Genomic DNA, 25,790 nt, shown 5'->3' on the forward strand with positions numbered 1-25,790 from the left:
GGTGCTGCTTTATTTTGAGGCTCTGGTGATTACCGCCATTTGCGCATCAGCGATTAAGTGCTTTTGGCTTGCTGCTTTAGCGCGCCAGAGCATGGCGGTATTTTCACAACGCTCAACGCCCAAACCTTGCTGATACAGCTCACTTAAATAATGCATGGCATCGGCATGCTGCTGTTGCGCCGCCAGTAAAAACCACTGTAAAGCAATGTCGGGGCGGTTTTGTTCAAGGAGCAGTAGTGCGACGTCATTTTGCGCCGCGCTATCGCCTTTGTCAGCTTCTATAAGCAACACGCGGTCCCCCCCCCCAGCGGGTTCGTCAGAAAGCTGCACGCAGAGGTGCTCGGCGATGTCAGTCAGTGCCAGCATTACCCGTCCGCGCTCGTCCATACTGTGCCGTTGTAAGGTGCCCGCGCTTAAACGACGCCATAGGGTGCGTTTACTCAGGTCCATCATTAGCGCGGCAGTATCAATACTGACAACATCGTTCACAATACTTTCTCCACAATTGATTGGCAGGCCTAAGAATGCACTGAATGGCCACGCAACAGCAACCACCACGCTGTTTTCTTTGCGAACCCTATCCCGTCCTTGCGAACGGCACCCCGTCATTACGAATCCCACCCCGCCATTGCGAACCCACCCCGTCCTTGCGAACGCAGTGAAGCAATCCACCCCGCCAACCACGCGCTACCCAAGCCATAAACTGCCACGTCGCTGCGCTCCTCGCAGAGACACTCGCTGTCACAGCACGCCACTGTGTCACAGCAGATTGTCACAGTTCTTCAGTGTGACAAGCCTGTCTGTCATAGCAAAGCGCTGTGACAAACCCACTTCGATTATTGGCTCAATAACAGCAAAATCCACTGCTTTTAAAATACTTTATTAAATATAGATAAATACTGTAAGCCTTGTATTTAGTGGCTTGCGTGGCATTTTCGCGTCTTTTTTAGTCAGGTTTAAGTGTGCTTTTTACCCTGCTTTGCGTCGCTGCAAAAAAGCTGGCACAGCCGTTGCAATAACCCTTATAGGTCACAAGGCCTTTATTTTTAAATACAACGGAGCTTCAAGAATGAAAGCACAAATGCAAAAGGGTTTTACCCTAATTGAATTAATGATCGTAGTGGCGATTATTGGGATTTTGGCGGCGATCGCGATCCCGCAATATCAAGACTACACAGCACGCGCACAAATGACTCGCGTGTTTGGCGAAATCAGCGCTCTTAAAACAGCTGCAGAAGCGGCTATTTTACAAGGGCAAGTAATTGCTGCTGAAGATAAAGCGGCAACAGCTGATGCACCGGCTGAAGTTAGTCTAGGATTTAATGATTCATCGTTGCTTGCAGCTGGCAGTGACGGCCAACTGACTATAACAGGCGGCAATAGTGCGACACCTACTATAGCCGTAACACTAGGCGGCTCAGCTGGTAAAAACATTACTGGCGCTGTAATGACATTAAGCAGAGCTGCCACTGGCGGTTGGGGCTGTGCAGTAACTGCTAACAACATCCCTGGCTGGAAAGATAGCTACGCCCCAGCGGGTTGCCCAAAATCATAATTTAGATCACACAGTCTAAATTAAGCAGCGCCTTGTTTTTACAAGGCGTTGTTGTTTCTACTTCGGAACTATCATTGCCAATGACAACTTTCTTGCGTACCGCACTTGCTGTTTTTTTATTACTCACTTGTGTTTTATTCGCAAGTTCGCTGCTAGACACTTGGCACATTGGTTTTTCTTGGAATGACCAGCAACGCTTCTATCAGCTGATACTTCTGTGTATTTCTGCTGGCATAGCTTATTTTTTACCGACGCTAACCTTGCCCCGTCATTTTTGTATTCTGTTATTTTCTCTGCTGGGATTTGGACTGCTGTCTGCTCTCCTATCTGAGTTTCCTACTTGGGCTTTAAAAGAGTGGGCACGTTATGCCGGTTTATTTATACTGGTTATGATTATCGCATACAGTGCTAGGCAAGTATGGTTTTTAAAAACGTTACTCTATCTGCTGGCTGCAACTGCTTTTTTGAACGCTTTTCAGTTTTTGACCTACTACTTAATGGCCTTCGCCACCGGCATTTTAATGTTCAATGCCGACCTACTTTTTAACGGTTTTTCCAACCCGCGCTTCCTCAATCAATTTCAAATGCTCTTTATGCCGATTTTAGCCTATTTAGCTCTGCATCATTGGCAAGTCAAACACCGCTACAGCAAGCTACTGTCGAGCATTATCTTTATCACCCTGCTGGTGCAGTGGTGCATTGCCTTTTCCCTCGGCGGGCGCGGCTTGTGGTTAGGTTTAGCTGTCAGCCATGCTGCTTTAATTGTGTTTTTCCCGCGCTTTTGGCGCTTGCTAGCGGTACAAGCTGCGGCTGGCGTGCTGGGGTTTATCCTCTTTTATTTAATGTTTACTGTTGTCCCCGAATGGTTAGGGCAAACCTCTTCGGTAAGAGACAGCATGCGCTTTGGTTTATCCAAACGTGAAGTGATCTGGCAACTGGCGTGGGATATGTTTATTGCCAACCCTTGGCTGGGTGTTGGCCCGATGCACTTTTCTGCTGAGGTCAACTCGGTCGCTGCGCATCCGCACCAAGTGGTTTTACAATGGCTGGCTGAATGGGGCATATTTGCCACCTTAGCTGCAGTGTTTATTGCCGTTTGGGGTATGCTGCATGGCTTACGTTTTGTACGCTCAGAGAAAGGTCAGCCACTCGATGCTGCACTCTGGATGAGTATTTTAGGCGCATTGGCTTTAGCTCAAGTAGACGGCGTATTTGTTATGCCTTACACAGAAACTTGGCTGGCCATTTTAATCGGTCTTGCCATGGCGCGCTGGTCAAAACCTACAGCATCAGCAACAGACACCACAGCAGCAGACCGCGGGCAAACCTATAGCCTGCGCATATTAGCCATACCCGTCATTCTGATTTTGGGTAATGTACTGATTAACGAAGTACCCACCCTAACGCAAGACAGCGAAGCCCATATGGAAAAACACGGTACGGGTTACACTCCGCGCTTTTGGATGCAGGGCTGGATACCTATGGATGGTAAGTAGCTGTGCTTCTGTTTGCTGTTTACAAATTAAATCTCGCCTCAAAACAGGATTTTTATTATTTAGAATAAAAGTAATCAAGCAGAGTAGATATGCCGATGCCATTTAGGTCTCTTACAGTTTTAATACCGATCGTACTGAGCCTAGCATTCTGTTCTGGCTATCAATTGCCTTACATAAATAATCCAGCACCAACGGTGCGCTTTGCCGGAGTGTCATTCAGCCTGCCCACGCAGCCAAAACTGATTGCCATGCCGAGCGGGCGTGGGGATTTTTTAGTGTTTAAGTACAGCAATCAGTCAGGTCGGGATTATTTGGCCTTTAGCCAAGAGGCAGCCATTGATGAAAGCTGTAGCAGCGCGGAGTTTTTCCACACTGTGGTAAACCCCGTTGCAAATACCCTCTGCAACTCTCACGCTGTCACGGTATTTACCCAACAATTTGCCGATCAATACCCTGCGGAGTTTTGGCCCAGCGCCAAGCACAATGCCTATTATTTTCAAAGCAATGACCAGCGCCGGTTTGTCTTTATTCCTCTGGCTGCAGATCAACTACTGAAGATTGATAGCGACTTTTTCAGCCGGCAGCAGTTGCGTGATTTAGTGGCTAATGTTGATTAATACTGCGTAGATCGCAACCTATAGACTGCCGCGTCGCTGCGCTCCTCGCAGAGACGCTGGCGAGTTTTGCAAACACAGCGAAGCACTCTATCGCGAGTGCCTAAATATAGATCGTCATAGCCTAAAGGCTTCGTAGAAGCGGTAACTCACCACTTACCGTGTATTCAAATAGCTGCAATTATTGCCAGCAATACCAATATTCAAAGCACGCTGCGTTAGGTCTGTGGCAAGCGTAGCCATGGATGGCGTAGCGCCCGAATCGAGACAGGAAGTCTCGTTGAGGGAAAAACAGATTTAACGCAGCGGGCCACACGGAGAATTGCTTTTTTTGTGCTCTTCTAGCGGTCCGTATCGCTACCTAGCACTCAACTTTCACATTGCAAAACCTCGTCTATACTGCATAGCAGCAAACCCAGTAACACGGAGGTTACTATGCGGCGATCTAAACACGGCCAATCTGCACCCGAAGACCACGACAGCCCATGGAAAGGTGCGCTGGAAGTCTTTTTCCAGCCCTTTATGGATTTTCTCTACCCGCACATTGCGGAGTTAATCGACTGGCAGCAACCGGTTGAGTTTCTCGATAAAGAACTGCAAAAAATCACCCGCAAGGCGAAAAACCCACGGCGTTATGCGGATAAGCTGGTTAAAGTGCAGTTTTTAAACGGCAGCGAACAATGGATTTTAATCCACATCGAAGTGCAAGGCGCACCCGAAAGCGACTTTGCCGAACGCATGTTCATTTACTATTACCGCATTCGTGACCGTTACCAGAAGCCAGTAATCAGCTTGGCGGTGCTAACTGACACTCAGCCCAGTTTTAGACCCAGTCACTACAATGACGAAATTGCCGGCTGCAGCATTCGCTTTGAATTTGCCACGGTGAAGCTGCTGGACTGGCAAGATAAAACCGATCAGTTACTGCAGCACGACAATCCATTCGGCTTGCTGATCGCCGCGCAACTGACGGCCAAGCTGATCAAAGACGGTAAAAACCGCGTTGATAATTTAATTGGCTATTATCGACTGGCTGCTAAAAAGCAATTACCCCGCGAACAGGTTGTGCAATTAGTGGTCTTTTTAGAGTGGATCGTCGCACTACCCGAAGACTTAACCCCATACTACAATGAGCAACTAGAACACCTCGAAGAGGATAACAAAATGACCTATATTTCAATTATTGAGCGCCAAGGCATTCAAAAGGGCCTCGAGCAAGGTCTTGAGCAGGGAATTGAAAAGGGGCTAGAAAAAGGCGTTGAGCAGGGCATTGGCCAAGGCCGTGCGGCAACCCTTTATAAGCAGCTACAGCTCAAGTTTAACCAGCAGGCTCAGGAGTACGAACAGCGCCTTTTCCAAGCCAGTGACGCGGAGCTGGATCTCTGGACCGAGCGCGTACTCTTTGCTGAAACCATTGAGGCGGTATTTGCTGGGTAGACCTCGAAGAGGATAGTAAAATGACCTATATTTCAATTATTGAGCGCCAAGGCATTCAAAAGGGCCTCGAGCAAGGTCTTGAGCAGGGAATTGAAAAGGGGCTAGAAAAAGGCGTTGAGCAGGGTATTGGCCAAGGTCGTGCAGCAACCCTTTATAAGCTTCTACAGCTCAAGTTTAACCAGCAGGCTCAGGAGTACGAACAGCGCCTTTTCCAAGCCAGTGACGCCGAGCTGGATCTCTGGACCGAGCGCGTACTCTTTGCTGAAACCATTGAGGCGGTATTTGCTGGGTAGACCTCGAAGAGGATAGTAAAATGACCTATATTTCAATTATTGAGCGTCAGGGCATCGAGCAAGGAATCGAGCAGGGCATTGGTCAAGGCCGTGCGGCAACCCTTTATAAGCTTCTACAGCTCAAGTTTAACCAGCAGGCTCAGGAGTACGAACAGCGCCTTTTCCAAGCCAGTGACGCCGAGCTGGATCTCTGGACTGAACGTGTACTCTTTGCTGAAACCATTGAGGCGGTGTTTGCTCCGTAACAATCTGCCGTATTTGCGAGCGTAGCGAAGTAATCTATTTGGTAAACCACTCGGCGCTGCAGGCATAGCAAGGTTCTGCAACAGTGGGCTGCGAGGTCGCTGCGCTTCTTGCAGAGACAATAATGCATTTGCGTACTACCTTTTATAGCTCCCATCCAGTCTTAGTGAACGCAGAAATAGTCCAGCACAGCTTACAGCGACAGCGCAGTTGGCGAGTGATGAACTATTATCAATAATCTTACAAAAACTTCTAGACGACTGGTCTAATCTTGCTTATTCTAAGCGCTACTTTAGGTTCTAATATTGCCATCAAGCTTTGTTAGTTGTGGTGTTGGTAGGGCTTGTTAGCTAAGTTACGCCTAGCAATGGAGTAAACAATGCACGTGAATACTCAGGCTTTAGCTGCATGGGTTGCCGCTGATGTACCTACTGAGTGTAGGTGCTGTGCATTAAGAACAGAGCAACGGTTTGCCTTGTAAATCGTTGTTATCACTCACGAGGAGTCATCGACGACATGCTAAATTTTGATTTTTACAATCCAACCCATATCAGCTTTGGTAAAGGCTGTATCGCTAAACTAGATGGCTTTGTTCCAGCGGAAGCGCAGGTAATGGTGCTTTACGGTGGGCAAAGTGCACAGCGCACCGGCACCTTAGATGAAGTGCAAGCGGCGCTGGGTGAGCGCAAGGTTTATCTATTTGGTGGCGTAGAGGCTAATCCCACTTATGAGAAGCTGATGGAAGCCGTGCAAATTGCCCGTGAGCAGAACATCGATTTCTTATTGGCGGTCGGTGGTGGCTCTGTGATCGATGGTGCTAAATTTGTTGCCGCAGCGGTGCCTTACCCAGATGACCCCTGGAATATATTGCTCAATGGCGGTCGTGATATTAAACAAGCACTGCCCATTGGTACGGTGTTGACCCTAGCGGCAACGGGTTCGGAAATGAACAACGGCAGTGTGATTACCCGTAAATCCTTGCAAGCCAAGTTGCCGTTCCATAACGATTTGGTTTTTCCGAAATTCTCCATGTTAGATCCAAGCAAAAGCTTTACCTTGCCGGAGCGTCAGGTGGCCAATGGTGTGGTTGATGCTTTTGTTCATGTCATGGAGCAGTACTTAACTTACCCAGTGAACGCCCCGGTGCAAGACCGCTTCTCTGAAGGCTTGCTGCAAACCTTAATTGAGCAAGGCCCGCTGGCGCTCAGTCAGCCAGATGATTATGAGGTGCGTGCCAATCTGATGTGGGTGGCCACCTTAGCCTTGAATGGTCTGATTGGTTCCGGTGTACCGCAGGACTGGTCGACGCATTTAATTGGGCATGAATTCACGGCTTTATACGGCTTAGATCATGCTCAGACTTTAGCAATTATTTTGCCGTCTATGCTGCAAGAGCGCCGCGTGGCGAAGCGTGAAAAACTATTGCAATACGCAGAGCGTGTGTGGAATTTGCGCGATGGTGATGCAGAGCAGCGCATTGATGCAGCGATTGCGCGAACCCGTGAGTTTTTTGAAACCCTTGGGGTAAAAACCCGTCTTAATGACTATGGTCTTGCACAAGATGCTGTGGAAGCCGCGCTGCAACAGTTGGAGCAACACGGCATGCTGCAGTTAGGCGAGCATAAAGACATTGATCTGGCGATAAGTCGCCGTGTGCTGGAAGCCAGCCTGTAATTGAATGCTTAGGAGTAATGTATGACTCAATCGACCCAAGTTAACCGTCGTATCGTCTTGGCTTCGCGCCCCCATGGTGCACCCACGCCAGAGAACTTCAGGCTTGAAGAGCAAGCACTGCCAACCCCAGCACAGGGCGAGGTGTTATTGCGCGCTGTGTACTTATCGCTGGACCCTTATATGCGTGGTCGTATGAGCGATGGCCCATCGTATGCCGAACCTGTGGCATTGGGTGCTGTGATGGTGGGCGCTACTGTTAGTCGAGTGGTGGCCTCTAAACATGAAAAATTTGCTGAAGGTGATTGGGTGTTGGCCAATAGTGGCTGGCAAGATTACGCCATCAGTGACGGCTCTGATTTAATGCCACTGGGCACCGCACCGAAAGCTCCATCCTATGCGCTGGGGATTCTCGGCATGCCAGGCTTTACCGCGTATATGGGGTTGCTCGATATTGGTAAACCTAAAGAGGGTGAAACGCTAGTTGTGGCCGCGGCAACTGGGCCGGTGGGTGCCACTGTCGGGCAAATTGCGAAGATCAAAGGTTGTCGCGTAGTGGGCGTGGCCGGTGGTGCAGAAAAATGCCGCTACGCTGTAGAAGTACAAGGTTTTGATGCCTGTATTGATCATCATGCACACGATTTTGCTGAGCAATTGGCTCAGGCGTGTCCGCAAGGTATTGATATTTATTACGAAAACGTCGGCGGTAAAGTCTTTGATGCGGTATTGCCGTTACTCAACACTAAAGCCCGTATTCCGGTGTGTGGTTTGATTGCCAATTACAACGCCACCGCCTTACAGCCAGGACCGGACCGCTTAGCTTTATTGATGAGCACTATTTTGGTGAAGCGCTTAACCGTGCAAGGTTTTATCATTTTTGATGATTACGCGCCGCGCTACCCAGAGTTTAATGCGGATATGCAAAAGTGGCTGGCAAATGAGCAAATAACCTACCGTGAAGATCGCGTGGTTGGTTTAGCCAATGCACCAGAAGCTTTTATGGGGTTATTGCAGGGCAGAAACTTCGGTAAGTTGGTGATCCAAGTGGGGCCTGAAGAGCAGTAACCGTATAGGCAGCAACAAAGATGCAGCCTGCAGAGGTCGCTGGTGAATAATCGGCCTTTGCCGGCTGTATTTGTGTTTTAGTAGGAGGGCACTGATGCTCCCAGATACTTTTTTTAATCGCCCCGCTCTTGAGCTGGCGCCGGATTTATTGGGCAAGGTGATACGTTATCGCCATCAAGGTATTTGGCTCAGTGCTCGGATCATTGAAACCGAAGCCTATCTACTCACTGATAAAGGCAGTCATGCTTCGTTGGGTTATACCGAGAAACGCCAAGCACTCTTTGCTGATGGTGGCACCATCTATATGTATTATGCGCGCGGCGGTGATTCAGTGAATTTCAGTGCGCAAGGTCCGGGTAATGCGGTGTTAATTAAATCAGCTTACCCGTACTTTGATCAGCTATCGCCCCAGTCCACGCTGAGTATTTTGCAGGCCAATAACCCCGATCGCCAAGGCCTGCCGCGTCCTGTGCATAAACTTTGCAGTGGCCAGACTTTACTGTGTAAAAGTTTAGGGTTGAAAGTACCAAATTGGGATAATCAGCGTTTTTCTGCTGAGCATTTTTACGTGGAAGACTGTGGCTTGCGCCCGCTAGAGATTCTGCAAACCACACGCTTAGGCATCAGCCAAGGCCGTGATGAAGATTTGCCGTATCGCTTTGTTGATGCTGAATATGCCGCCTACTGCACGAAAAATCCTTTACGCCGTGGGCAGGTAGAAGGGCGAGATTTTTTTCGACTCACTGGCGATCTTCAACCTGTTTAGTACTGCTGTTGAGCACATGGGCAGCTAAGGTGCGAATTGAGCCCAGTTGCTGGCTGATTAACAGCAGTTGGGTTTGTAAAAATCTCAGGGTGTCATCTTCTTCTTCAGGTAAATCACGTAAGCGATAGCTTTGCTGTTGCTCGGCATCGCAGTGCACGGCAATGGATTCGCGCTTAATCAGCTGTTGGGCCAGCGTTTCGAGGCTGTCAGCAATCAGCTGTGCCTCCTGATTGAGTAAGGGGTAGGTTGGCGCGTGGGCGAGAGTCTCGCGGTGCGCACCTAGCGCCGAGATATAGCTCAGTAAGGTATGTGAGAGCAGTAAAAAGCGAAAACCAATATCGGTTTGGCGGCGGAAATGCCCCGGCTCTTTGAGCATATTGGTTAGGGTGCTCGATAGCGCAGCATCGGCATTGTGCGCATCGCGACGGGCGACGCGGTAGGCCATATCATCAGTTTTGCCTTGGGTGTACTCCAGCATAATTTGCTTAAGGTAACGGCCATTGCTGCGCAGGGTTTGCCCCAATACCACATTTAAGCGGCGGCCTTGCCAGTCAGGCAAGATAAAAAACACCGCTAAGCCGGCGATGGCACTACCAATTAAAGTATCGGTTAAGCGGGGTAAGAACAGGTTATAACCATCACCAATTTGGTTGAAACAGAACAACACCATCATCGTGATGAAGGCAGTGGACAGTTTGTAATGCGTGGTGCGGGTAGTGAAGTAGGCGACTCCAGCGGCAACGGCTATCAGCGCTTGGAACCATAATGCAGGGAACAGCTCCAGTAACACCCAGCTGGCGGCTAAACCTAAAATAGTGCCAATAACACGCTCAGCGAGGCGGGTGCGAGTGGCGCCGTAATTAGGGCGGCAGACAAATACAGTGGTTAATAAAATCCAATAACCTTGATCGGCGTGCAGCATTTGCATCACGCCATAGCCAGCTGCGACAGCAATACTCAGACGCAAAGCATGGCGAAATAACAGTGAGTGAATGCTGAGGTTTTGGCGAATGCGCTCAAAAGCTTCTTTAAAGGTTTTCGGGTCGCGATCCAAAATGGCATCGTTGGCCGTTAAGGCGATAGCATCAGGGTTGGCAGCATCGCGCAGCAAGTGATCGAGGGTGCTGAGATTGTTAGCTAACGCGCGTAAAGACCGCAGTAAATCACGCCACTCAGGGTTGTTTTGTTGTTTGAGGTAAGCAATAGCACCTTGTAAATCTTCTAAAGCGGCGCTGTGGCCACCGCCGTAATCAAAGGGTTGGCGCAGCTCAATGGCTTTGGCTAGGGCTTTACAACCGTCGCCTTGCTGGCGCAATAAGCGTAAGCAGCGAAACAATACATCACTGTGAAAAAAAGCTTCTGCCAGTTGTGAGTAAGGGTAATGGGAGGAACTGGCACGTTCGTGAATATCTTGCGCTAGAAAATAGAGCTTTAGGTAGCGGTTTACTTTGCTGTTACTGCGTCGTCCTACCCGGTGCAAAATAATGCTTTTAGTGTCATTTAATGCTGCAACCACACGGCTGTTTTGTTTGGCGATTGCTAAGCGGTGACCCTCTACATCCATATTACGCAAAGGCTCAAAGAGTGCTGATTTAGCTTTTAAGTAATCACACTGCTCGCGAAACAGCCGCGCTAAGCTGTGCTGCAAGGGTTGCTGGGAAAAAATGCCATACCAGATAATGGACAAAACGCCGTAGATACTGGCGCCTATCACGAGCAGCGTTGGTTGTTTCCACAGCGATACCAGTACATCACCGCTTTGTTCTAAGCCGATCATGGTGTAAATGGCGAGTATTAAGGTGGCAAAGGCTACTGTGGCGTAACGTTCGCCCAGCGAACCCAGCATAATTAAACAAAATGTGGTGCTGCTGAGTGCAATGACAAAAAACCAAGGGTAGGGGTGTAATAACTCAACCGCAGCTGCAGTGAAGAAAAAGCAAATGAGTGTCACTGCAGTGGAAAAGAAGCGGCCTTGCCAGCTGTCATCGGATTCTGACAAAGCGCTGGCAATAACCCCCAGAAATAGAGGCGTTAGCAGCTCCATCTGCCCACTGTACCAAGACCAACCCATGCAGACGGTGAGGGCAATAAAAAAACGCAAGCTCGAGCCAAAACGCTCTAATGCCCACAAACGGCGTAGAGAGTGACTTAAAGAGAGCGAGCCCATAGATAGAGAGTCCTTGCGCCAGTCAGGGGTTAGCGATACCCATAAAACCAGCTTTTAGGCTGGCACAAGACGGCCAAAACGGCAAGCAATACAATGCTTACGCGGACTTCTTCCAGATAAATTTATCTTGCAGAATGTGGGTGGGTACATAACGCGGCTGACCATTCACAGCTTCCAGTTCTGTAGTGCCCGCCAGTTGGTTGACGACTCTATAACGGACACCGCAGCGTGTATCTTCCAGCGGGTACAGGCGACTGATTTGTTCGGCTAGTTCACTTAATGTGGACATCATCTAACTCCATGTTATCGGTGATACTGTTGTAGCAAACTAGAGTGACAGAATGATGAACAGTTCATTTTGGTCCCTGATTTTTGCTGAAGCGGATAATGCATACAGTCACTTCACTGCGGGCTGGGTGTGGTGATTGTACACCTATATCAACTTTTATTGATATAGGTGTTGCCGTGTGTCTATTCTGGGTCTAAACTGCCTGCCTTATGAGCACAGCCACGCAATTACCCACGTACAGTCCAACGGACGCCTTAGCTGCTTTTTGTAAAGCCGCTGGTGAGCCCTTGCGCCTGAATATTTTGCGTGCGTTGAGTAATGACTCCTTTGGTGTATTAGAGCTGGCGCAGATTTTTGCCACTGGCCAGTCGGGTATCAGCCATCACTTAAAAGTGCTGACCCAAGCGGGTTTAGTCACCTCGCGACGTGAAGGCAATGCGATTTTTTACCGTCGCAGCTTGCCGCAACAGCAAAGCCCCGATGAGTTATTGCATAACGCTTTACTGAGCAGTCTGGATGACTTACCACTGCCGGCCGATGTGCTGCTGCGCCTGAAACAAGTGCATGGGCAGCGCGCGCAGGCCAGTCAAGAATTTTTTGAGCGCATGGCCGGTGATTTTCAAAGCCGCCAAGATTTAATCGCCGGTTTGCCACAGTTCCGTGACAGCTTATTAGCTTTGTTGGACTCGCTCACTTTTCCGGCCGAGGCTACAGCGATTGAAGTCGGCCCCGGCGATGGTGGCTTTCTCGCCGAATTATCCAGCCGCTTTGCCCAGGTACGTGCGCTCGACAACAGTCCACAAATGCTCGAGCTGGCACGACAAACCTGCACTAAGCATGGCCTGCACAATGTGCAACTACAGTTGGCCGATGCGCTGCATGATGATGTTGCTGCTGCAGATTGTGTAGTGGTGAATATGGTCTTGCACCATTTTGCTGCACCAGCGGATGCTTTGTGTTTGCTGGCGCGACTAGTAAAACCAAGTGGTAGTTTATTGATCACTGAATTGTGCCGTCACGACCAAGATTGGGCCAAGCAGGCCTGCGGCGATCTATGGTTAGGTTTTGATCAGGATGAACTGGCCCAGTGGGCCGATGCCGCAGGACTGATACCCAGTGAAAGTCTTTACTTGGGTTTAAAAAACGGCTTTCAAATTCAGCTGCGGCATTTTGCCAAGCCGGATTCACGAAGCACCCTCACGCACCGGTAGTTAAAGGAACCGACATGAGCGAATACTCGATTTTTACCTCTGAATCCGTATCTGAAGGCCACCCCGATAAGATTGCGGATCAAATTTCTGATGCAGTGTTAGATGCCATCATCACTGAAGACAAACAAGCCCGTGTGGCCTGCGAAACATTGGTGAAAACCGGTGTGGCGATTGTGGCTGGCGAAATTTCTACCACTGCCTGGATTGATTTAGAGCAGCTGGTGCGCGATGTGATCGTGGATATCGGCTACAACAGTTCCGATGTCGGTTATGACGGCAACACCTGCGGCATCCTTAATATTATTGGTAAACAGTCCTCAGAAATCGCCCAAGGCGTGGATCGAGGCGACCCGGCAGAGCAGGGCGCTGGTGACCAAGGTTTGATGTTTGGTTATGCCAGCAATGAAACTGACGTGCTAATGCCTGCACCCATTACTTTCGCTCACCGTCTAATGGAGCGCCAAGCTGAAGTGCGTAAAAGTGGCTTGTTGCCTTGGTTGCGCCCCGATGCGAAAAGCCAAGTTACTTGCCGCTATGAAAATGGCAAAGTAGTGGGCATTGATGCGGTGGTTTTGTCCACTCAGCACAACCCCGATGTTTCGCAAAAAGATCTGCACGAAGCCACTATGGAGCTGATCGTTAAGCACACACTGCCTGCTGAATTACTGCACAAAGACACTCAGTACCATATCAACCCAACCGGTAAGTTTGTGATTGGTGGCCCGGTGGGTGACTGCGGTTTAACTGGCCGTAAAATCATCGTCGATACCTACGGTGGTATGGCTCGTCACGGTGGTGGTGCATTCTCCGGTAAAGACCCATCCAAAGTTGACCGCAGTGCCGCCTATGCTGGCCGCTATGTAGCGAAAAATATTGTTGCTGCAGGTTTAGCAGAGCGTTGCGAGATTCAGGTGTCGTATGCCATTGGCGTGGCACAACCGACGTCGATTTCTTTGAACACCTTCGGTACCGGTAAAATCAGCGATGAGCAGATCATCAAGCTGGTGCGCGATACCTTTGATTTGCGCCCTTATGCGATCACGACCATGCTCGACTTGCTGCACCCGATGTATCAAGCCACTGCGTCCTATGGTCACTTTGGTCGCACGCCCTACGAAATGACGGTCGGTGATGACACTTTCACCGCCTTTAGTTGGGAAAATACCGACCGCGCGGAAGCGTTACGCGCTGCTGCTGGTCTGTAAGCTGCTTAGGCACAACAGCTTTGCGCTTCGCGTGGAGCTGTTGTTGCGCGAATGCTTAGTGCTGCAGTCCTATCTGGCTGCACATTAAACCCTGCTTTACACCCTGCACTGTCTATCTCTAGCACTATTTGCGACTGTCTTTAATGCCGCCTTCTTGGTGGTTATCCGCTATAATCTCGACTTTGCTTAATTACAAACGTTGCCCCCTGTGCTCAGGTGGGCGAAAATAGCCGCCTTTATTTTAATTTTAGCGTCAGGAGATTCAGTAATGCCCAGCCGTCGTGAGCGAGCCAATGCCATTCGCGCCCTCAGCATGGATGCTGTGCAAAAAGCCAACAGTGGCCACCCGGGTGCCCCGATGGGTATGGCGGATATCGCCGAAGTCTTGTGGCGTGATCATCTGAAGCACAATCCGAAAAATCCCCAGTGGATCGATCGTGACCGCTTTGTGTTATCCAATGGTCACGGCTCTATGCTGCTGTATTCACTGCTGCATTTAACCGGTTATGACGTCAATCTGGATGACCTGAAAAGTTTCCGTCAATTGCACAGCCGTACCCCAGGTCACCCTGAGTACGGTTACACCGCTGGCGTAGAAACCACCACTGGCCCACTCGGTCAGGGTTTAGCCAATGCGGTGGGTTTTGCCTTAGCGGAAAAAGTCATGGCGGCGCAGTTCAACCGTCCTCAACATGAAATTGTTGATCACCAAACCTATGTGTTCTTAGGTGATGGCTGCTTGATGGAAGGTATTTCCCATGAGGTCTGCTCATTAGCCGGTACTTTGGGCTTGAGTAAACTCACCGCTTTTTATGATGACAATGGCATTTCCATTGATGGTCAGGTGCAAGGCTGGTTCAGTGATGACACCCCACGCCGTTTTGAAGCCTACGGTTGGCACGTGATCCGTAATGTTGACGGCCACAACCCAGATGAAATTGAAGTCGCCATTGAAGCGGCGCGCGAAAGTGATAAGCCAACATTAATTTGCTGCAAAACCGTGATTGGTTTTGGTTCGCCCAACCGTGGCGGCAAAGAAACCAGCCACGGTGCGCCACTGGGTGATGAAGAAATTGCCTTAACCCGCGCCGAACTGAACTGGCCACACGGCCCATTTGAAATTCCAGCGGATATCTACGCAGAGTGGAACGCAGACGCAGCTGGTGCGAAAGCCGAAGCTGAGTGGGACGCACGCTTTGCTGCTTATGCAGCTGAGTACCCAGAGCTGGCCGCTGAGTTTAAGCGCCGCATGGCCGGTGATTTACCGGCGGACTTTGCTGAGAAAGCTGCGCAGTACATTGCTGAAGTTGCCGCTAAAGGTGAAAGCATTGCCAGCCGTAAAGCCAGCCAAAACAGCCTCAATGCTTATGGCCCATTGCTGCCTGAGTTGCTGGGTGGTTCTGCTGACCTTGCCGGCTCTAACCTGACTTTATGGGAAGGCTGCAAAGGCGTTTCAGAAGTGGATGCCTCTGGTAACTACGTGTTCTACGGTGTGCGCGAGTTTGGTATGAGCGCCATTATGAATGGTGTGGCATTGCATGGCGGTTTGATTCCCTACGGCGCAACCTTCCTGATGTTTATGGAGTACGCCCGTAACGCAGTGCGCATGTCAGCGTTGATGAAGCAACGTGTGCTCTATGTGTTTACCCACGACTCCATTGGTTTGGGTGAAGACGGTCCAACCCACCAGCCGATTGAGCAGCTGACCAGTTTGCGTACCACGCCCAATCTTGATACCTGGCGTCCTTGTGATGCGGTGGAATCTGCGGTGTCGTGGAAGTATGCGTTAGAGCGTAAACACGGTCCCAGCGCCCTGATTTTCAGTCGCCAAAACCTCGATCACCAAGAGCGCACTGCTGCGCAAATTGCTGATATCGAGCGCGGTGGTTATATCCTCAAAGATTGCGCCGGCGAGCCTGAGTTGATCTTGATTGCGACCGGTTCAGAAGTGGGCTTGGCAGTGAGTGCCTATAACGCACTGACAGAGCAAGGCCATAAAGTACGTGTAGTTTCTATGCCGTGCACCAGCGTGTTTGATGCGCAAGATGCCGAGTACAAGCAAGCAGTCCTGCCCATCGAAGTGGGTGCGCGCATTGCTATTGAAGCCGCACACGCTGACTTCTGGTACAAGTACGTCGGTCTTGATGGCCGTGTAATTGGCATGACCACTTACGGCGAGTCAGCACCGGCTAATCAGTTGTTTGAGATGTTTGGCTTCACGGTTAATGATGTACTTAACGTTGCTGCAGAGTTGCTCGACGACGAGTAAGCAGCACTAGTATCGCCGCGCATGACTATCGTTGTGCGCGGCTTGTTTCTGTAAAGCTTTCAAGAAAGGATTGTTATGTCTGCACGCCCATTTCGAGTTGCCCTAAATGGTTACGGCCGTATCGGTCGTTGCGTGTTGCGTGCTTTAAGCGAGCGCAAAGATAAAACCAACTTTGAAATCATCGCGCTCAATGACATTGCTGATCAAGCCAGTATTGAATACCTAACCCGTTTTGATTCCACCCATGGGCGCTTCCCCGGTGAAGTGCGTGTGGATGGCGATTGTCTGCACATTGATGGCGTTTGCGTCAAAGTGCTGTGTGCCAGTACGCCGGAAGAGGTGGACTGGGCTGCATTAGAAATTGATTTGCTGCTGGAGTGCTCTGGACAATACACCAGTCGCGCCGATGCGCAGCGTTTTCTTGATGCTGGCGTGCCGCGTGTGCTTCTTTCACAGCCCATGGAAAGCGCCGCGGATGTGGATGCCACCATTGTCTATGGAGTGAATCACGCCTCTTTAACTGGCAACGAGTTGATCGTTTCCAATGCCTCTTGCACCACCAATTGCGGAGTGCCTTTGCTGCAATTGCTGGAGCACCGCGTGGGGATTGAGCATGCCTTTATCACCACTATTCATTCGGCGATGAATGATCAGCCGGTGATTGATGCCTATCACCATAAAGATTTACGCCGCACGCGTTCTGCGTTTCAGTCAGTGATTCCTGTTTCTACCGGCTTGGCACGTGGTATCGAGCGTTTACTGCCGCAGTTGAACGGTAAAATCCAATCCAAAGCGATGCGTGTACCTACGGTCAACGTGTCTTGCTTGGATATTACCGTGCAAACTCAGCGCGATACCGATACGGCAGAAATCAATCAACTGTTTCAGCAAGCTGCTGCGCAAGGTGCGCTGCACGGCTTGCTTGATTACACTGAATTACCGCACGCCAGTTGCGACTTTAACCATGACCCGCATTCAGCTATTTTCGATGCCAGCCAAACCAGCATGAGTGGCCCACGCATGCTCAATTTTGTCGCTTGGTTCGATAACGAATGGGGCTTTGCCAATCGCATGCTGGATGTGGCTGAACACTTTTTAAATGTTGCCTCTACCACTAACCGCTCAGTAAAGGACTAAAATTCCATGACAGTGTTAAATATGACTGACCTTGATCTCACCAACCAGCGCGTATTGATTCGTGAAGATCTTAACGTGCCAGTAAAAGACGGTGTTGTGCACAGTGATGCACGGATTGTGGCAGCCTTGCCGACCATCCGTTTAGCCTTGGAAAAAGGCGCGGCAGTTATGGTCTGCTCGCACCTTGGTCGTCCTGATGAAGGGCAGTTTAGTGAAGAGAACAGCTTGGCCCCGGTGGCTGCTTACTTAAGCAAAGTACTGGGCCGCGACGTACCGCTGGTACGCGATTACTTGAATGGCGTCGAAGTGGCGCCCGGCGAGATCGTACTGCTGGAAAACGTGCGTTTTAACAGCGGCGAAAAGAAAAATACCGATGAGCTCGCCAAGCAATACGCCGCTCTCTGCGATGTGTTTGTCATGGACGCTTTTGGTACTGCGCACCGCGCGCAGGGTTCCACCCATGGTGTGGCCAAGTTTGCTAAAGTGGCTTGCGCAGGCCCGTTGTTATCGGCAGAGCTTGCCGCATTGGGTAAAGCACTGGGCGCACCAGCCAAACCTATGGCGGCAATTGTGGCGGGCTCAAAAGTATCGACCAAGCTGGATGTGCTGACCAGTTTATCGGAACTGTGCGATCAGTTGATTGTTGGCGGCGGTATTGCCAATACTTTCTTGGCAGCGGCTGGTTTCCCAGTGGGTAAGTCTCTGTATGAAGCAGATTTAATCGATACCGCTAAAGCCATTGCGGCGAAAGTCAGCGTGCCTTTGCCCGTCGATGTAGTGGTCGCCAAAGCCTTTGCTGCCGATGCCGAAGCCACAGTTAAAGCCGTTGCTGATGTGGCTGAAGACGATATGATCTTGGATATCGGCCCAGAAACCGCTCAGCAATTTGCCGAGTTGCTGAAAAACTCAAAAACCATCCTGTGGAATGGCCCAGTGGGTGTGTTTGAGTTTGATCAGTTTGCTAACGGCACCAAAGTGCTGGCGCAAGCGATTGCTGAGAGCGACGCATTCTCAATTGCAGGCGGTGGTGATACGCTGGCAGCCATTGATAAGTATGATGTGGCCGAGAAAATTTCGTACATCTCCACCGGTGGTGGTGCCTTCCTTGAGTTTGTGGAAGGCAAAGTCTTACCAGCTGTGGCTATTTTAGAAGAACGCGCAAAAGCCTAAAGCGGCTTATTGTCTGCGTTGACGATTAATTACCGACTCACTTAGGGTGGGTCGGATCGATTTTAATGACCTTGCGGGGAAATAATTATGGCTCTTATTAGCATGCGTCAAATGCTGGATCACGCTGCCGAGTTTGGCTACGGCGTTCCAGCCTTTAACGTCAATAACCTAGAACAAATGCGCGCCATCATGGAAGCAGCGGATAAAACTGACTCACCAGTGATCGTGCAAGCCTCGGCTGGCGCACGTAAATATGCCGGTGCACCTTTCTTGCGTCACCTGATTTTAGCGGCGATCGAAGAGTTTCCACACATTCCTGTGTGTATGCACCAAGACCACGGTACCAGCCCAGATGTGTGCCAGCGCTCCATTCAGTTGGGCTTTTCATCAGTAATGATGGACGGCTCGCTCGGTGAAGACGGCAAAACGCCAATGGACTACGACTACAACGTTGACGTCACCCGTCGCACTGTTGCCTTAGCACACGCTTGTGGTGTCTCGGTTGAAGGTGAACTGGGCTGCTTAGGCAGTTTAGAAACCGGAATGGCCGGCGAAGAAGACGGCATCGGCGCAGAAGGCGTATTGGATATGGAGCAAATGCTCACTGATCCAGAAGAAGCCGCTGATTTTGTTAAGCAAACCAAAGTGGATGCCTTAGCCATCGCTATTGGTACCAGCCACGGTGCCTACAAATTCACTAAGCCACCCACCGGCGACACCTTAGCGATTGAGCGCATTAAAGAAATTCACAAACGTATTCCTGATACGCACTTGGTGATGCACGGCTCCAGCTCTGTGCCACAAGAGTGGTTGGAAATCATCAACCAGTACGGCGGCGACATTAAAGAAACCTACGGCGTACCTGTTGAAGAAATCGTTGAAGGTATTAAGTACGGCGTGCGTAAGGTCAACATTGATACTGACCTGCGTTTAGCCTCAACCGGTGCCATGCGTCGCCACATGGCGCTGAACCCAAGCGAGTTTGATCCACGTAAGTTCTTCGCAGAAACCGTGGTGGCGATGCGTGATATCTGTATCGCTCGTTACGAAGCTTTCGGCACTGCCGGCAACGCCTCAAAAATCAAGCCGATTTCCTTAGAGAAAATGTATCAGCGTTACGCCAGCGGCGAGCTGTATAAAAACATTAAGTAAGTTAATCACGCGACACAAAACCCGCCTGCTTGGTAAAAGAGCAGGCGGGTTTTTTATTGCCTGGCAGATTTTACCTCGTGCTATTTGTGTCTGTGTTGCGTGTTTTTATGTCGATGGCGTCGACATGCCAGCTTTATGTGTCGAAATTATTGCGTTTTATCGACACATAAGAACCTCATGTCGAAATTATGCCGTTTCATCGACATATAAATGGCATATGTCGATGCGGTGTACATATCAGTAGCTGTCCAGAGCTAGGCCTATAGATAAAACCCTGCATTTAATATTGCGCTGTTTTATGATGACTGCATTGATTATGAGTGGAGGTTGCTATGCAAGGTCATTCGGAAGTTGTTGCCTGTTTAGTCGAGCTGTTGCGTGGTGAGTTAGCCGCGCGTGATCAGTATTTTGTGCATTCGCGTTACTACGAGGACTTTGGTTTGACGCATCTGTACACCCGCATCAATCATGAGATGGAAGAAGAAACTCAGCACGCCGATGACATTTTGCGCCGCATTCTGTTTCTGGAAGGCACACCAGACATGCGCCCGCATGCCTTTGAATACGGTAAAACTGTACCCGAGATGCTGCGTAAAGATTTAGCTGTGGAATACAGCGTACAAAAAAACCTCACCGATGCTATGGCGCTGTGTGAAAAGCATAAGGATTACGTCTCGCGCGACATGCTGCTCTCGCAACTGCGTGACACCGAAGAAGACCATACCTACTGGCTTGAAAAGCAATTGCGCTTGATTGAAATGCTCGGTTTAGAAAACTACCTGCAAGCGCAGATCTAAACACACGCGTTTAGCCGCAAACGATTGATCTCGAACTGAGCCATGCCTGTGCATGCGCTCAGTTTTTTGCTTTATGGCAGGTAGAAAAGGCTGCAGCCGCGTCTCTGCGAGACGTGCCACAACGTAGCAGTCCGCAGTGCTCTAGGGTGCGCCTTGGATTTATATATTTCACTCAGCGAGAAAAAATCTATACAGTAACCATTGAGTCTCTCTAAGACCTAGCGGTCACTCTAGGGCCGTAAATATAATAGAAGGACGGCACGGACAGTATTGGCAGTCCTTCAAAAATACACCTGTATGAGGACACAACAATGGACGATAAACCTATTCTAGAATGGAAACCGTCACGAAGAGAGTTCCTTGCTGCCACCTCTATCGCTACGGCTGTCAGTGTTTTACCGTCTTGGTCTTTTGCGACTCAAGCCGATACTGTACCGCTGGAGCAATACCTACCTGAATATTTTAATGCCAGTGAGTGGGCATTTATCATCGCAGCAACCGCACGCTTGATACCCTCGGAGGGTGATGGGCCGGGAGCTTATGAGACACGCGTGCCAGTATTTATTGATCGGCAACTCGCTAGCAGCTATGGCTTAGCGGTGGACTGGTATATGCAAGGACCGCATGTGCCTGATGCTCCTTTAAGCTTTATTGGTCGTGACATAGAGCTTGGTTCTAGGCTTTAGGTCGCCTATTTTGCTTGTTATGATGGGTCATAATCTATATTTATAAGGTGTTATAGATGCCCCGCAATGACACTCATATTCTTAGTGCTATCTTTCGGACTAAGCCCCATTTTATCGTCTCTTTGCTTATTGCCACTGCTACATTCTTGATCTTGCTGCCCAGTGAGAAGGCGCTGCTGAGCTTTATTATCAGTTGGAATGCTTTTTCTTGGGTTTACCTACTGTTTCTTTTTAGCAAAATTGTCGGATCTAGAAAAAAAGATATTTGCCAGGAAACTATCAATGCCGATGAGAGCGCCAAAATGGTGCTGTTTTTTCTGTTGATTGGTTGTTTTGTGAGCTTGCTGGTGCTCTTTTTTGTTCTTGGTGGGCATGATGCACTCTCCACCAAAGATAAAATATTTCAGTACTCGCTGACCGCATCCACGCTGATTTCTTCTTGGTTGTTATTGCCCATGGGTTACACCATGCATTATGCACACCTCTATTACAGCAACCCCAATTATAGTGAACCTTGGTTGTATTTTCCCGAAAAAACGCTAAAGCCAGATTATTCTGATTTCATGTATTTCTCATTTACTATTGCCGTGGCCTCACAAACCGCGGATGTGGAAATTGCTTCTACGCCAATGCGGCGCGCCGTACTCTTGCAGTCCATTGTTTCTTTTATCTTCAACATGGCAATACTTGGTTTGTGTATCAATATCTCTGCGAGCTTTTTCTAGCTTAAAAATCAAGTTAGATCGTTGTGGCTGTTCCACGCCGTGCATAATTTTGTAGCACCCTGCCTGTTTTCATGCGGCCGCTCCAATCGCGCGTGTTAAGCTAGGTCGCTCTATTTATCAGTAACAGAGAGTTTTGCATGCCTACTACTGCTCTACTGCCGCACGGCGCTTTAACCGACTTTGTCGCGCCAGAGTGTGAGGCCTTGGTGGAGATTCTGTATCAAGATGATGATATTTTATTGATCAATAAACCCAGTGGCTTGCTCAGTGTGTCTGGGGCTAATCCGTTGAACTGGGACTCGGTGTATTACCGCTTATTACATGGGCAAGAGGGCGCAACTCCGGCCTTCCCAGAGGCGAAACTGCCGCACCGTTTAGATATTGGCACTTCAGGGATTATGTTGGTGGGGTTGCATGCGGCGGCGACCCGTCATCTGAATATTCAGTTTCAGCAACGAGTGATCCAAAGGCGTTATGTGGCGGTGCTGGAGGGGTGGTTGCAACATGACCACGGGCAAGTCAGTGCGCCCATTGCTAAAGATAAAAGTATTTTTCCGCGCGTGAAAATCTGTCACAGCAGCGGTAAAGCGGCGACCAGCCAATACCGGGTTTTGCAGCGTTTGGATCAACCGCAGCGCACCGTGGTGGAGTTTACCCCGCTCACAGGGCGTACTCATCAGTTGCGTATCCACAGTTTGTTAGCTGGTCACCCTATCCTGGGTTGCGAGCTTTATAGCAGTGCGCACAGTGAACAGATGGCAGAGCGCTTACTGTTGCATGCCAAGGATGTATATTTCCAGCACCCGCGTAGTGGCGAGCATATCCATGCCCAGAGCCCTTGTCCGTTTTACCCATGACAGGGCAATAGGTGGCGCTAAATCAGCAAGATATATGTTGAATAGACTGATCTATCTAAAATATCGATTGTTATTAGCATTAATTAGCGCTTTTTATCAATAGTAATGTGGCTACAATAGTCAGCATCAACAACATAAGAGAGTTCATATGCAGTTGCTTAATTCTTCAAATCGCTATGGTTGGGTCAGTGTGCTTATACACTGGTTGGTAGCAGTGGCAGTCTTTGCTTTATTTGGTTTGGGCCTGTGGATGACGGACTTGAGCTATTACAGCGAATGGTACCGTACAGCTCCAGCGCTGCATAAAAGCGTTGGCATTGTGCTCTTTGCGGTAATGCTGTTGCGGCTGCTATGGCGTTTTTTCACGCCGCAACCAGCGGCACTCAGTAGTCATTCAACTGCGGTGCAGTTGCTCAGCCGCTTAGGCCATGGCGCGCTGTATTTGGGGCTTTTTGTGGTGATGATTTCAGGTTATCTGATTTCCACCGCCGACGGGCGCGGTATCAGTGTCTTTGATCTGTTTGAGATCCCAGCGCTGATTACTGGCTTACCCAAGCAGGCCGACTTGGCTGGAGCGGTGCATTTTTATGTGGCTTGGGCTTTGGTGATTTTTGCTGGCTTACATGGTTTAGCTGCATTGAAGCATCACTTTATTGATCGCGACGCCACACTCAAGCGCATGCTGGGTTGTGGGCCAAAATAATTTCGTACGACTTACATTTTTTAATTCATTTAGAGGTAATAACATGTTTAAGAAAATATTTGCAGCATTGCTATTGGGTTCGGTATTAACCACTGGTGCAGTATCGGCAGCCGATTACGTGATTGACCAAGAAGGTCAGCACGCTTTTGTAAACTTTAAAATCAGCCACTTAGGCTACAGCTGGTTATACGGCACCTTTAAAGATTTTGATGGCACTTTTAGCTATGACGCAGAGCAGCCAGAAGCCAGCACAGTCAATGTTAACTTGCGTACTGCTAGTCTCGACAGTAACCATGCTGAGCGTGATAAGCACTTACGCAGCGCTGACTTTTTAAATACCAGCAAGCACCCTAAAGCGACCTTTGCCTCCACTAAAGTGGTTAGCACCGGTGAAGGCGCTGCTGATATTGTCGGTGACTTAACCCTCAATGGTGTGACTAAAGAAATAGTGATTGCTGCTAACTTTATTGGTGAAGGCGATGACCCTTGGGGCGGCTACCGTGCCGGTTTTGAAGGTACCACCACGCTGCAGTTGGCTGATTTTGGTATCAAAGCCAACTTAGGTCCCGCTTCAGAAAGTGTTGAGCTGATTTTATCCGTGGAAGGCGTACGCAAGTAAGATCGCCTTAGTCAGTGGCGCTATCTGGCATAGGTAGCGCGCTGGCGCGAATGCAATCAACTAAGATTTTCGCCGCTTTACCGAGCGGCTTATCTTTATGGCTATACAGATAAAAGGGTTGATGGCGAACACCGCTGGTTTGCAAGGGCAGTTTTTTCAGTAACCCGCTGGCTAAATCAGCTGCAACAATGTGTTCCGGCAACCAAGCAAAACCTAAACCCGCACGAATAAACTCAGCCGATGTGGCTAAACTGGCCACTGTCCAACGCTGTTCCGCACCTAGCCAACCCACATCCCGTGGCTGACGTTTGCCCGAATCACGCACCACCACCTGCATATGCGCAGAGAGATCATTGCCGCTGAGTTCTTGCCTCAGCTGATGCAACGGATGCTGGTGATGGGCAACGGCGATAAAAGTAATCGAGCCCAGCTCAATGGGTAGATAACCGGTAATATTCAACACGCTGATGGCAATATCAGCGGCACCGTCATGCAGCACTTCTTCTGTGCCTGATAACACTTCTTCCCGTAATAACACCCGGCAGCCGCGACTCAGAGGTTTAAAAGCCTGCAGGGCTTGCACAATTTTTTGACTGGGGTAGGCCACATCCACCACTAAACGCACTTCGGCTTCCCAGCCTTCTTCGATTTGTTGGGCTAAGGCTTCCAGCTGCGCTGCATCGGCAGTTAATTGCCGCGAGCGTCTGAGTAGGATTTCGCCCGTTTCCGTTAATACCGCTTTACGTCCCTCAATGCGTAACAATGGCATGGCCAGTTGTTCTTGCATGCGGGCAATGTTGTAACTGATCGATGATTGCGAGCAGTGCAGCGCTTGTGCCGCCTGCGCATAGCCACCATGATCAATCACGGCTTGTAAGATTTTCCATTGATCTAAAGTGATACGTGGGGCTTTCATAAGCGAACCATGGCCGGGTTTATGGGATTAACTCAATACTGCGACGTAAGGTGTCGCAGTATTGAGTTAGCATGATTTTAGTGTAGACGAGTGTAGGTTAGCGTCTATTTTGTATCATTACTATTGGATGAGCGCATGAAAAATATTCAGCTTATAGAGAGTATTCAAGCAGGTGAAATCCTAGATAGGGCTGTTTTTTTAGAAAATGATAGTACTCAAAATAATTATAATAAATCTTACTATCACTTCGTAAAGTATTTTGAAAGCAAAGCACAGTTAACAGAACATGATTTGGTTATTGCTGCGAATTTTACTTACGGCTGGATGCCAACAATATTAGAATATAAAAGTGATGATTTTGACTTGGCAGTGTCTGTTATAAATAAGGCAAAGCACTCAGAAAGAATATCAGATGAAGATTTATTGATACTTAAAAAGCTGATGAATAACTCCATAGTAGGAGTATCTAAAATGCTACACTTTATTAATCCTAATGTTTATGCGATATGGGATAGTCGGGTCTGTAATTTTTTAACAGGAAAAGCGCATGCTTATAAAGTTCAAAAATCTGGACTATTTTGGGCGTATTTGGATCTTTGTCAAAAAGTTGCAGCTGCTCCTGAGTTTGAATTTATCCATAGAAACCATCAAGAAAAAGTAGGGTATGACATTACCCCTATGCGAACTGTTGAGCAGATAATGTTTATTTGTAGTAGTAGTCCTATTCGCTATTAATTGTATGATATA

At 49.1% G+C, this 25,790-nt stretch carries 26 protein-coding genes; 22 read left to right on the top strand and 4 right to left on the bottom strand.

From position 1 onward, the window contains the following. Positions 1-9 precede the first annotated feature (9 nt). Complete coding sequence (locus O6P33_RS02745) at positions 10-489, bottom strand: tetratricopeptide repeat protein (RefSeq protein ID WP_269818720.1); 480 nt, start codon at positions 487-489, stop codon at positions 10-12. Positions 490-1,069: 580 nt separating this feature from the next. On the opposite strand from O6P33_RS02745, the gene O6P33_RS02750 reads away from it, so the two are divergent. From O6P33_RS02750 to O6P33_RS02790, 9 genes are all read left to right on the top strand, one after another. Beyond that, positions 1,070-1,555, top strand: coding sequence for a pilin (locus tag O6P33_RS02750; RefSeq protein WP_269818721.1), 486 nt, complete (start codon positions 1,070-1,072; stop codon positions 1,553-1,555). An 80-nt stretch (positions 1,556-1,635) separates the two neighbouring features. Further along, positions 1,636-3,051: an O-antigen ligase family protein gene (locus tag O6P33_RS02755; protein ID WP_269819448.1), complete on the top strand. Its 1,416-nt coding sequence runs from the start codon at positions 1,636-1,638 to the stop codon at positions 3,049-3,051. Between the two features lie 164 nt (positions 3,052-3,215). Continuing rightward, positions 3,216-3,668, top strand: coding sequence for a hypothetical protein (locus tag O6P33_RS02760; RefSeq protein ID WP_269818723.1), 453 nt, complete (start codon positions 3,216-3,218; stop codon positions 3,666-3,668). 432 nt (positions 3,669-4,100) lie between these two features. Next, positions 4,101-5,102 (top strand): hypothetical protein, encoded by a 1,002-nt coding sequence (locus O6P33_RS02765; protein WP_269818724.1) that lies wholly within the window; start codon positions 4,101-4,103, stop codon positions 5,100-5,102. A gap of 20 nt (positions 5,103-5,122) precedes the next feature. Further along, complete coding sequence (locus O6P33_RS02770; RefSeq protein WP_269818725.1) at positions 5,123-5,395, top strand: hypothetical protein; 273 nt, start codon at positions 5,123-5,125, stop codon at positions 5,393-5,395. Positions 5,396-5,415: 20 nt separating this feature from the next. Next, on the top strand, positions 5,416-5,640 hold the full coding sequence (locus tag O6P33_RS02775) for a hypothetical protein (protein ID WP_269818726.1): 225 nt from the start codon (positions 5,416-5,418) through the stop codon (positions 5,638-5,640). A 514-nt stretch (positions 5,641-6,154) separates the two neighbouring features. Next, on the top strand, positions 6,155-7,312 hold the full coding sequence (locus O6P33_RS02780) for an iron-containing alcohol dehydrogenase (protein ID WP_269818727.1): 1,158 nt from the start codon (positions 6,155-6,157) through the stop codon (positions 7,310-7,312). 21 nt (positions 7,313-7,333) lie between these two features. After that, complete coding sequence (locus O6P33_RS02785) at positions 7,334-8,374, top strand: NADP-dependent oxidoreductase (RefSeq protein ID WP_269818728.1); 1,041 nt, start codon at positions 7,334-7,336, stop codon at positions 8,372-8,374. Between the two features lie 94 nt (positions 8,375-8,468). Beyond that, positions 8,469-9,140, top strand: a complete 672-nt coding sequence (locus O6P33_RS02790; protein ID WP_269818729.1) for a DNA-3-methyladenine glycosylase — start codon at positions 8,469-8,471, stop codon at positions 9,138-9,140. Here the strand turns inward: O6P33_RS02790 and yccS are convergent. Further along, a complete protein-coding gene (gene yccS / locus O6P33_RS02795) occupies positions 9,115-11,307 on the bottom strand; it encodes a YccS family putative transporter (protein WP_269818730.1) in 2,193 nt (730 codons plus the stop codon). The genes O6P33_RS02790 and yccS overlap by 26 nt on opposite strands. A gap of 97 nt (positions 11,308-11,404) precedes the next feature. After that, entirely contained in the window at positions 11,405-11,596 is a 192-nt protein-coding gene (locus O6P33_RS02800; protein ID WP_269818731.1) for a hypothetical protein, read from the bottom strand. A 209-nt stretch (positions 11,597-11,805) separates the two neighbouring features. Here O6P33_RS02800 and O6P33_RS02805 point away from each other — a divergent pair, with 209 nt between their 5' ends. The 12 genes from O6P33_RS02805 (at position 11,806) to O6P33_RS02860 (ending at position 24,127) form a co-directional block, all read left to right on the top strand. Further along, positions 11,806-12,807, top strand: a complete 1,002-nt coding sequence (locus O6P33_RS02805; RefSeq protein WP_269818732.1) for an ArsR/SmtB family transcription factor — start codon at positions 11,806-11,808, stop codon at positions 12,805-12,807. 14 nt (positions 12,808-12,821) lie between these two features. Continuing rightward, a complete protein-coding gene (metK, locus tag O6P33_RS02810) occupies positions 12,822-14,012 on the top strand; it encodes a methionine adenosyltransferase (RefSeq protein ID WP_269818733.1) in 1,191 nt (396 codons plus the stop codon). 268 nt (positions 14,013-14,280) lie between these two features. After that, the gene (tkt, locus tag O6P33_RS02815; protein WP_269818734.1) at positions 14,281-16,281 is read left to right on the top strand and encodes a transketolase; all 2,001 of its coding nucleotides are present in this window, start codon (positions 14,281-14,283) and stop codon (positions 16,279-16,281) included. A 75-nt stretch (positions 16,282-16,356) separates the two neighbouring features. After that, positions 16,357-17,418 carry an erythrose-4-phosphate dehydrogenase gene (gene epd / locus O6P33_RS02820; protein ID WP_269818735.1) on the top strand — a complete coding sequence of 354 codons (1,062 nt, stop codon included), beginning with the start codon at positions 16,357-16,359 and terminating at the stop codon, positions 17,416-17,418. A gap of 6 nt (positions 17,419-17,424) precedes the next feature. Further along, the gene (locus tag O6P33_RS02825) at positions 17,425-18,588 is read left to right on the top strand and encodes a phosphoglycerate kinase (protein WP_269818736.1); all 1,164 of its coding nucleotides are present in this window, start codon (positions 17,425-17,427) and stop codon (positions 18,586-18,588) included. An 87-nt stretch (positions 18,589-18,675) separates the two neighbouring features. Beyond that, positions 18,676-19,740: a class II fructose-bisphosphate aldolase gene (fba, locus tag O6P33_RS02830; protein WP_022967229.1), complete on the top strand. Its 1,065-nt coding sequence runs from the start codon at positions 18,676-18,678 to the stop codon at positions 19,738-19,740. A 332-nt stretch (positions 19,741-20,072) separates the two neighbouring features. Then, positions 20,073-20,537 carry a bacterioferritin gene (bfr, locus tag O6P33_RS02835; protein WP_269818737.1) on the top strand — a complete coding sequence of 155 codons (465 nt, stop codon included), beginning with the start codon at positions 20,073-20,075 and terminating at the stop codon, positions 20,535-20,537. 311 nt (positions 20,538-20,848) lie between these two features. Beyond that, positions 20,849-21,223 (top strand): gluconate 2-dehydrogenase subunit 3 family protein, encoded by a 375-nt coding sequence (locus tag O6P33_RS02840; RefSeq protein WP_269818738.1) that lies wholly within the window; start codon positions 20,849-20,851, stop codon positions 21,221-21,223. Positions 21,224-21,279: 56 nt separating this feature from the next. Further along, a complete protein-coding gene (locus O6P33_RS02845) occupies positions 21,280-21,948 on the top strand; it encodes a DUF1345 domain-containing protein (protein ID WP_269818739.1) in 669 nt (222 codons plus the stop codon). A gap of 137 nt (positions 21,949-22,085) precedes the next feature. After that, the gene (locus O6P33_RS02850) at positions 22,086-22,805 is read left to right on the top strand and encodes an RluA family pseudouridine synthase (protein WP_269818740.1); all 720 of its coding nucleotides are present in this window, start codon (positions 22,086-22,088) and stop codon (positions 22,803-22,805) included. 148 nt (positions 22,806-22,953) lie between these two features. Then, positions 22,954-23,508: a cytochrome b gene (locus tag O6P33_RS02855; protein ID WP_269818741.1), complete on the top strand. Its 555-nt coding sequence runs from the start codon at positions 22,954-22,956 to the stop codon at positions 23,506-23,508. A 43-nt stretch (positions 23,509-23,551) separates the two neighbouring features. Beyond that, positions 23,552-24,127, top strand: a complete 576-nt coding sequence (locus tag O6P33_RS02860) for a YceI family protein (protein WP_269818742.1) — start codon at positions 23,552-23,554, stop codon at positions 24,125-24,127. A gap of 7 nt (positions 24,128-24,134) precedes the next feature. Here the strand turns inward: O6P33_RS02860 and O6P33_RS02865 are convergent, their stop codons facing one another. Next, a complete protein-coding gene (locus tag O6P33_RS02865; protein ID WP_269818743.1) occupies positions 24,135-25,043 on the bottom strand; it encodes a LysR family transcriptional regulator in 909 nt (302 codons plus the stop codon). A gap of 135 nt (positions 25,044-25,178) precedes the next feature. Here O6P33_RS02865 and O6P33_RS02870 point away from each other — a divergent pair, with 135 nt between their 5' ends. Then, complete coding sequence (locus O6P33_RS02870; RefSeq protein WP_269818744.1) at positions 25,179-25,778, top strand: hypothetical protein; 600 nt, start codon at positions 25,179-25,181, stop codon at positions 25,776-25,778. Positions 25,779-25,790 lie beyond the last annotated feature (12 nt).

The sequence above is a fragment of the Denitrificimonas caeni genome (assembly GCF_027498055.1).
Taxonomy (GTDB): domain Bacteria; phylum Pseudomonadota; class Gammaproteobacteria; order Pseudomonadales; family Pseudomonadaceae; genus Denitrificimonas.

Excerpts from the sequence above, each read along its gene's own strand:
- bfr (WP_269818737.1), top strand. The coding sequence starts at position 20,073 with ATGCAAGGTCATTCGGAAGTTGTTGCCTGTTTAGTCGAGCTGTTGCGT.
- O6P33_RS02750 (WP_269818721.1), top strand. The coding sequence starts at position 1,070 with ATGAAAGCACAAATGCAAAAGGGTTTTACCCTAATTGAATTAATGATC.
- O6P33_RS02860 (WP_269818742.1), top strand. The coding sequence starts at position 23,552 with ATGTTTAAGAAAATATTTGCAGCATTGCTATTGGGTTCGGTATTAACC.
- O6P33_RS02780 (WP_269818727.1), top strand. The coding sequence starts at position 6,155 with ATGCTAAATTTTGATTTTTACAATCCAACCCATATCAGCTTTGGTAAA.
- O6P33_RS02755 (WP_269819448.1), top strand. The coding sequence starts at position 1,636 with ATGACAACTTTCTTGCGTACCGCACTTGCTGTTTTTTTATTACTCACT.
- tkt (WP_269818734.1), top strand. The coding sequence starts at position 14,281 with ATGCCCAGCCGTCGTGAGCGAGCCAATGCCATTCGCGCCCTCAGCATG.
- O6P33_RS02775 (WP_269818726.1), top strand. The coding sequence starts at position 5,416 with ATGACCTATATTTCAATTATTGAGCGTCAGGGCATCGAGCAAGGAATC.
- metK (WP_269818733.1), top strand. The coding sequence starts at position 12,822 with ATGAGCGAATACTCGATTTTTACCTCTGAATCCGTATCTGAAGGCCAC.
- yccS (WP_269818730.1), bottom strand. The coding sequence starts at position 11,307 with ATGGGCTCGCTCTCTTTAAGTCACTCTCTACGCCGTTTGTGGGCATTA.
- O6P33_RS02865 (WP_269818743.1), bottom strand. The coding sequence starts at position 25,043 with ATGAAAGCCCCACGTATCACTTTAGATCAATGGAAAATCTTACAAGCC.
- fba (WP_022967229.1), top strand. The coding sequence starts at position 18,676 with ATGGCTCTTATTAGCATGCGTCAAATGCTGGATCACGCTGCCGAGTTT.
- O6P33_RS02845 (WP_269818739.1), top strand. The coding sequence starts at position 21,280 with ATGCCCCGCAATGACACTCATATTCTTAGTGCTATCTTTCGGACTAAG.
- epd (WP_269818735.1), top strand. The coding sequence starts at position 16,357 with ATGTCTGCACGCCCATTTCGAGTTGCCCTAAATGGTTACGGCCGTATC.
- O6P33_RS02765 (WP_269818724.1), top strand. The coding sequence starts at position 4,101 with ATGCGGCGATCTAAACACGGCCAATCTGCACCCGAAGACCACGACAGC.
- O6P33_RS02870 (WP_269818744.1), top strand. The coding sequence starts at position 25,179 with ATGAAAAATATTCAGCTTATAGAGAGTATTCAAGCAGGTGAAATCCTA.
- O6P33_RS02770 (WP_269818725.1), top strand. The coding sequence starts at position 5,123 with ATGACCTATATTTCAATTATTGAGCGCCAAGGCATTCAAAAGGGCCTC.
- O6P33_RS02825 (WP_269818736.1), top strand. The coding sequence starts at position 17,425 with ATGACAGTGTTAAATATGACTGACCTTGATCTCACCAACCAGCGCGTA.
- O6P33_RS02850 (WP_269818740.1), top strand. The coding sequence starts at position 22,086 with ATGCCTACTACTGCTCTACTGCCGCACGGCGCTTTAACCGACTTTGTC.
- O6P33_RS02785 (WP_269818728.1), top strand. The coding sequence starts at position 7,334 with ATGACTCAATCGACCCAAGTTAACCGTCGTATCGTCTTGGCTTCGCGC.
- O6P33_RS02790 (WP_269818729.1), top strand. The coding sequence starts at position 8,469 with ATGCTCCCAGATACTTTTTTTAATCGCCCCGCTCTTGAGCTGGCGCCG.
- O6P33_RS02855 (WP_269818741.1), top strand. The coding sequence starts at position 22,954 with ATGCAGTTGCTTAATTCTTCAAATCGCTATGGTTGGGTCAGTGTGCTT.
- O6P33_RS02840 (WP_269818738.1), top strand. The coding sequence starts at position 20,849 with ATGGACGATAAACCTATTCTAGAATGGAAACCGTCACGAAGAGAGTTC.
- O6P33_RS02805 (WP_269818732.1), top strand. The coding sequence starts at position 11,806 with ATGAGCACAGCCACGCAATTACCCACGTACAGTCCAACGGACGCCTTA.
- O6P33_RS02800 (WP_269818731.1), bottom strand. The coding sequence starts at position 11,596 with ATGTCCACATTAAGTGAACTAGCCGAACAAATCAGTCGCCTGTACCCG.